The following is a 6395-nucleotide window of genomic DNA, read 5'->3' on the forward strand; positions in this document are numbered from 1 at the left end:
ATTAATGCATTATTCGAGCGTCGGTTCACGTGGCATTTGCTTGTCAGCACCGGCGGCATGCCCTCCAGCCATACGGCAGGAGTGATTGCATTGGTGACCAGCATTGCTTTCACCCAAGGAGTAGGTACTGTATACTTCGCCATAGCGGCCACGTTTGCTGCGGTTGTCATCCACGATTCCATGGGTATCAGGCGGGAGGCAGGCAAGCAGGCGGAGGTCATCAACGAATGGAGCCGCATCCTCAGCGACATCCATCGGGAGGGCCAATTCACTCCTGAAAACTTGAAAACCATGCTGGGACACTCGTTCAGCCAAGTGCTTGGAGGAACCATCCTCGGCCTGATCGTGGGTCTCTTGATAACAAACTCCATATCCGGCCTTTAGTTCCATTAACTGCATAGATATTCACCTTTGCTTGACTTTCATTGCATATGTATGCATGATGCCTTGTATACGTGCTATTGAAGGAGTCAACTATGAAAAAAACGATACTCACCATGCTCATCCTGGTCCTGGCCGCAACGTTGGTCTTTGCTCAGGGGAAAAAAGAAGAAAAAAGCGGATATGTGTTTGCATCCGATGCCACATGGCCTCCCCTGGAATTTGTTGAAAACGGACAGCTTACCGGCTTTGAAGTGGAATTGATGCCGCTCATCGGCGAGAAGGTCGGCGTACAGATGACGGTTAAAAACATCCCGTGGGACACCATCTTTGCAGGTCTTGCCAATGGTGCATACGACGGTGTTGCCAGCGGCGTCACCGTGACCGAGGAACGCAAGGCCACCATGGATTTCTCCACCCCGATTCTTACTGCAGGCCAAGTAGTCATCATCCGCAGCAGCGACAGCAGCAAGGTCAATGGAATCGACGACCTCGGCGGCAAGAAAATCGGCGTACAGATCGGTACCACCGGTGATTTTGCCCTGGAGAACTACCCTGTGCAGAGAAAGGCTTACGACGACATCGGACTTGCAATCGAGGACCTCTTGAACGGCAACGTGGATGCGGCGGTATGCGATTCCCTGATCGCCAGCGATTTTGTGCTTGCAAACGAGAACTACAAGAATCGTCTGGTGGTCGCAGGCACTCCCTTTACTGAAGAGGATATCGCCATTGCGGTGCAGAAGGGCAACAAGGCATTGCTCGACTTGATCAACAAGGGTCTGGAGGTGGCAAAGGCTGACGGCAGTTTCGATGCACTGAAGAAAAAGTGGAATTTGCTGTAAGAACGACAGAAGCCGGTTGTGGGGAGCTAATGCTCCCCTTTTTTCTGGTCCACTTGTGCCTTAGCACGGAGGATTATCCAAATATTTCGATTTTTTTGTATATTTATTCCTTTATAGTTGACATTCAATGTATAAGTATGCATTATACGCATATCCATGAATAAGGAGCTGTGTCATGAAAAAGCTTGGAATCCTCGTATTGGTCCTATTGCTTGCAACATCTGCACTTCTGTTCGCCCAAGGGCAGAAAGAGAGCACGAAATCGTATGTCTTTGCAGCCAACTGCGCCTGGCCTCCGCTCGAGTTTGTTGATGAGAAAGGGGAAATCGTTGGTTTTGAGATAGACTTGGTCAACGAAATTGCAAAAGTCAATAATGTACAAATCACCATCCGCAACGTTGCATGGGAAGGCATCTTCGCAGGTCTTGCCAATGGTGCATATGATGCAGTGGCCAGCGGCGTCTCGGTCACCGAGGAACGCAAGGCCACCATGGACTTCTCCACTCCGATCATGATCATCACCCAAGCAATCCTTGCTCCGATCGGAGACACCACCCTCTCCAACACAGCAAGCCTCAACGGCAAGGTGGTCGGGGTGCAGCTGGGAACCACCGGCCACATCTTCCTTGATGACTACATGAAGAAAAACCCCTCCTTCAAGACAACCATCAAGGCATACGACGAGATTGGTTTCGCCATCGAGGACATGCTCAACGGAAACCTGCAGGCTGTGGTGACCGATAGCGTAATCGCCAGCGATTTCGTCCTCTCCAACCCCAACTATGCAAGCAAGCTCAAGGTTGCCGGAAGTGCGAGCGATCTCGGAGACCCTGAACCGATTGCAATCGCCATGCTCAAAGGCAATTCGGAAGTGCTCGACCTTGTCAACAACGGCTTGAAACAGATCGAAGCTAGCGGCAGGATGGCTGAGCTGAAGAAAAAGTGGAACATTTTGTAAGAATTCATACGCTGTTGTTTCAGAGACAAGCCGCCTTCGGGCGGCTTGTTGCATGAGGAAGCAAGGGTTCTTGGGAATGTCTGAATAATTATACATTGTAGCTTGACTTTAACTGCATAATTATGTAGTACTAGCTTGTAGTAAAAATTTCCTTTTGAGAGTATATATGGAACATACACCTGCTGATATCGACGAATACAAACTGCAAGCGGTTCGGAAGAAAGTAGTTTCCGTCGATCCCAATGCACAAAAAAAGAAACCTGTCACCATCCAAATGACCGATGGCGTGCTCATTCCCCGCAAGGATGACGGACACCTCCTCAACTCCTGGAGAATCACATTCTTCAGTGCAATCACCCTGCTTGCCGCTCTCGTCCTGTTCCAGCCGAAACCCTACCGGGATATCTTCCTGGTAACCATCAAGGGAGCCCCCGTCACATTCCAGGCAACCATTTTTGCCATTCTCGGCGCTCTGGTGATCGGTACAGTCACCGGTCTTGGATCGGTGAGCAAACGGCGCTGGGTCAATATGGTCAGCGGTGTGTACGTCGAGCTCATCAGGGGCATTCCCTTGTTGGTCCAGTTGATATTCATCTATTACGCCATGGGCAGGTTTTTCAAGATTGAAGGCATGATAGCTGCGGTGGCCGCCCTTTCCATCTGCTTCGGCGCCTATATGGGCGAGATTGTACGAGCCGGAATTCAAGCCATCCCCAAGGGCCAGATGGAGGCCGCCATTGCGTTGGGGCTCTCCCGCTCGCAGGCGTTCCGCTACGTCATCCTTCCTCAAACCATCAAGGTTGTCCTGCCTGCGATCGGCAATGAGTTCATCTCCATGCTCAAGGACTCATCGCTTGTGTCCACCATAGCACTGAGTGATATCCTGCGCAAAGGAAGGGAGTACATCTCCCGCACCTTCCTCTCACTGGAAACCATGCTGGTTGTCGCTCTCATCTATCTCATCATCACCCTCCTGCTCTCCCGTCTGGTAGGCATATTGGAGGAAAGGTTGCATGAAAATGGCTAGAATACGCATAGAAGATCTTTCAAAAGACTATATTACGACCAACCATGCGACGGTAAAAGCCGTCAAACACGCCAACCTGACCGTCGAGCACGGGGAGGTCGTGGTGATCATCGGTCCGTCGGGGAGCGGAAAATCGACACTGCTGCGCAGCATAAACAAGCTCGAGCACCCAACCGGAGGACACATTTTCATCGATGATGATGAGGTGACCGATCCCGATGTCGACCTGAGAAAGATTCGTGAGGAAGTAGGTATGGTTTTCCAATCCTTCAATCTCTTTCCCCATCTGTCGGTACTGGAAAATATCACCCTCGCCCCGTTGAAGGTCAAGAAGCTCTCCAAGAAGGAAGCCGACAGGCAGGCCATGGATTTGCTGAAGATGGTCGGGCTTGAGGAGAAGGCTCTTGTCTATCCTCCCCAACTCTCCGGCGGTCAGCAGCAGCGTGTAGCCATTGCAAGGGCTCTAGCGATGCAGCCGAAAGTGATGCTGTTCGATGAGCCGACCAGCGCCTTGGATCCGGAGATGATCAAGGAAGTGTTGGATGTCATGCTCAAGCTTGCAAAAAGCGGTATGACCATGCTCTTGGTAACCCACGAGATGGGCTTTGCCAAAGCTGCAGCAGACAAGGTTGTGTTCATGGATGATGGAACCATCGTGGAAATCGGGAAACCCGATCAGATGTTCAGCAGTCCAAAGAGTGAACGAACCAAACTCTTTTTGGAACACATTCTCTGATCAAGAGGGCCGAAAGGCCCTTTTTTTAGGCCTGATAGATTTCTACTAGTGGAGAAACAGTCCAATTCTACCATTGCATCAACAGCCTCCGACTACTATCGTTTACATCCAATAGGAGAATTTTCAGATGAAATTCACGCAATGGCTTGAAAGTCACATCACCTTGCATACGTATGATGATCCGAGGGCGGAAAGGGAAAACTCAATCACCCATGTGGTCGGGGTTGCTTTGGCCCTTGTCGCCTTTGTTGTAATCCTTTTGAGGTTGCCTTCGGTTGAATCAGTTTCATTGAAGGTGGGCTTGGTTGTCTGGGCACTCACCATGATTTTGCTCTATGGGGCTTCAGCGCTCTACCACGGTCTACCCTATGGCAATGCCAAGCGTATCTGCAGGATCCTCGACCACAGCAACATCTATTTCTTGATAGCGGGAACCTATACCCCCTTGATGCTCTCCATAGGCACACCAACGGCCCATATGCTTGTCATCCTGGTCTGGGCGATTGCACTGCTGGGAATCGTGTTCAGCTTGGTCTTTTGGGGGAGGCTGAAGGCCCTGCATGTATTCTTCTACTTGGCGATGGGTTGGCTGATCGTCTTCTTCTGGAAGGATATCATCCCCTATCTGAGCGAAGGACTCTTGGTTTGGGTAATCGCAGCAGGGCTCACCTACAGCATAGGAGTCATTTTTTATGCAGGCAAGCGCATCCCCCACCACCATGCCATTTGGCATCTCTTCTGCATCGGGGGAAGCGCTCTCTTCTTTGCCGGCTACATGCTTACTCTTGTGTAAGCAGCTTGTCCAGGTTTTCCTGAAGGACACTTTCGCTCACATAGCCTAAATAGCCGTTGGCCAGGGTTCCATCAGCGTTGATGAACACTGTGGTAGGCAGGCTGTTTGTCTGGAAAATATAGGCAAAAATGCCTTCATCGTAGTAGACCGGACCGGTGAACGGGAAATCGCGGATGAAGGCTTTGACGGTCTCCAAGGTTTCCCGCTGGCCGTCCAGGGCGTCCAGGAAGATGAAGCTGATTTGGTCCTTGTAGGTGTCATACGCTTTCTGGAAATGTGGAAGCTCCTGTTTGCAGGGAGGACACCATGAGGCAAAGTAGTTGATAACCACCGGTTTACCCTGCCTGACATCCTCAAACGTCGTTTCAACTCCGTCCAAGGTGAAGAGCGGAATATTGGGCATCGTGGGTGCACTCGCTTCAACTCCGTCCTCAACGGCAGGAGTTTCATCTTCAACTACGGGTTCAGGCTCGGAAGGAGCGGGAACTGCTGCAGGTGAAATATTGGTTTGCACCTGCTTCTTCTCCGTCGTTTCAGGAAGGGCTGCAACCTGAGGAACGAAGGAGACGGCGGGGGTGCTGTCACGAAGTGCGTTGTATGCCACCGAGGCAACAATGATCAGGACTATGAATGAGAGAACCAGTATGACGAGATTCCGTGTTTTCTTTTGCATGATAGGCTCCTAGAGAAATAGTGCGGCCGGGTTGAATCCAAGGGTCAGGACAACGCCGAAGACCAAGAGGAACAGTCCGCTTATGATGGTTATGAGCTTTGCGTGTTTCTTGATCGCCGCAAAGACTCCTTCCATCTGATCGAGCAGCAAGGCTGAGAAGAGGAAGGGAATAGCCAGGCCCATCGCATAGAAGAAGAGAGTCAGCATGCCCTTGTGAACCAGCTCGGCGTTGGCCGCCATCATCAGGGCGGAACCCAACAGCGGGCCCACGCAGGGCGTCCATCCGATCGCAAACACCAACCCGAACAGCATGGATTTGGGGATGTTCATATTTTTCAAGCTCTTCAACTGGAACTTGTGGTTGTTGTTGAGAGCCGGTATGAGAACAAAACCCAGATTATTGAGGGCGAAAAGAATGACAAGCACCCCTCCTATGCGATTAAGCGTGGACAAGTGCATACTCAAGTACTTGCCCACGGTAGTGGATGCAGCACCGAGTGTCACAAACAGAATGGTGAAGCCGATGACAAACGCAATGCTGTTCTTCAACAGCACACCGTTCTGTTCTTCCTTCTGGGCGACGCCACCTGCCAGATAGGAGAAGTAAAGCGGCAGGATGGGAAGAATGCAGGGACTGATAAAACTGATGATTCCTTCCAAAAATGCGGTGAAATATGCCATGGCTGAGCATAGCACACCTCAAAAAGGTTCACAAGAGGCCTAAAACTTGGTACAGTCAGTTCATGGCCAAACAGAAGGGTAAACAGCAAGGCGGCGATGCGTTCGAGTCCTACTATGCACAGATTTATCAAAGTCGGTGGAATACCCTCAAGGAGGCGTTGCTTGTCGAGCGGAAACCGGTTGCCTTCAGCGACGGATTGCGACAGATTTACTATCTGGATGAGGCTTCCATCATTGCCGCCAAGCTCCTGGATGTACAGGACGGCGATGCGGTGCTGGATATGTGCGCCGCTCCCGGGGG

8 protein-coding genes and 1 pseudogene are annotated in these 6395 nt (G+C 51.1%); 7 read left to right on the top strand and 2 right to left on the bottom strand.

Annotation, left to right across the window (positions count from 1 at the left end):
• The 6 genes from B3F49_RS03300 to trhA form a co-directional block, all read left to right on the top strand.
• Window positions 1-384, top strand: a 384-nt coding sequence (locus tag B3F49_RS03300) for a divergent PAP2 family protein (RefSeq protein ID WP_293908942.1), incomplete at its 5' end; no start/stop codon positions are given.
• Window positions 385-476: 92 nt separating this feature from the next.
• Entirely contained in the window at window positions 477-1226 is a 750-nt protein-coding gene (locus B3F49_RS03305) for a basic amino acid ABC transporter substrate-binding protein (protein ID WP_293908943.1), read from the top strand.
• Between the two features lie 175 nt (window positions 1227-1401).
• Window positions 1402-2184 carry a transporter substrate-binding domain-containing protein gene (locus B3F49_RS03310; protein WP_293891132.1) on the top strand — a complete coding sequence of 261 codons (783 nt, stop codon included), beginning with the start codon at window positions 1402-1404 and terminating at the stop codon, window positions 2182-2184.
• A 166-nt stretch (window positions 2185-2350) separates the two neighbouring features.
• Complete coding sequence (locus B3F49_RS03315) at window positions 2351-3211, top strand: amino acid ABC transporter permease (RefSeq protein WP_293891129.1); 861 nt, start codon at window positions 2351-2353, stop codon at window positions 3209-3211.
• Entirely contained in the window at window positions 3204-3947 is a 744-nt protein-coding gene (locus B3F49_RS03320) for an amino acid ABC transporter ATP-binding protein (RefSeq protein ID WP_293891137.1), read from the top strand. The genes B3F49_RS03315 and B3F49_RS03320 overlap by 8 nt, the downstream gene beginning before the upstream one ends.
• Window positions 3948-4074: 127 nt before the next feature.
• Window positions 4075-4740 (top strand): PAQR family membrane homeostasis protein TrhA, encoded by a 666-nt coding sequence (gene trhA, locus B3F49_RS03325; protein ID WP_293908945.1) that lies wholly within the window; start codon window positions 4075-4077, stop codon window positions 4738-4740.
• Here the strand turns inward: trhA and B3F49_RS03330 are convergent.
• Window positions 4727-5413, bottom strand: a complete 687-nt coding sequence (locus B3F49_RS03330; protein ID WP_293891123.1) for a TlpA family protein disulfide reductase — start codon at window positions 5411-5413, stop codon at window positions 4727-4729. The genes trhA and B3F49_RS03330 overlap by 14 nt on opposite strands.
• Window positions 5414-5422: 9 nt before the next feature.
• Complete coding sequence (locus B3F49_RS03335; protein WP_293891120.1) at window positions 5423-6094, bottom strand: cytochrome c biogenesis CcdA family protein; 672 nt, start codon at window positions 6092-6094, stop codon at window positions 5423-5425.
• A 62-nt stretch (window positions 6095-6156) separates the two neighbouring features.
• Here B3F49_RS03335 and B3F49_RS03340 point away from each other — a divergent pair.
• Window positions 6157-6395 (top strand): annotated as a pseudogene (locus B3F49_RS03340) (RsmB/NOP family class I SAM-dependent RNA methyltransferase); the annotation flags it as partial.

Origin of the sequence: Sphaerochaeta sp. UBA5836, assembly GCF_002432845.1 — a bacterium.
In the GTDB taxonomy this organism is placed as follows: Bacteria; Spirochaetota; Spirochaetia; order Sphaerochaetales; family Sphaerochaetaceae; genus Sphaerochaeta.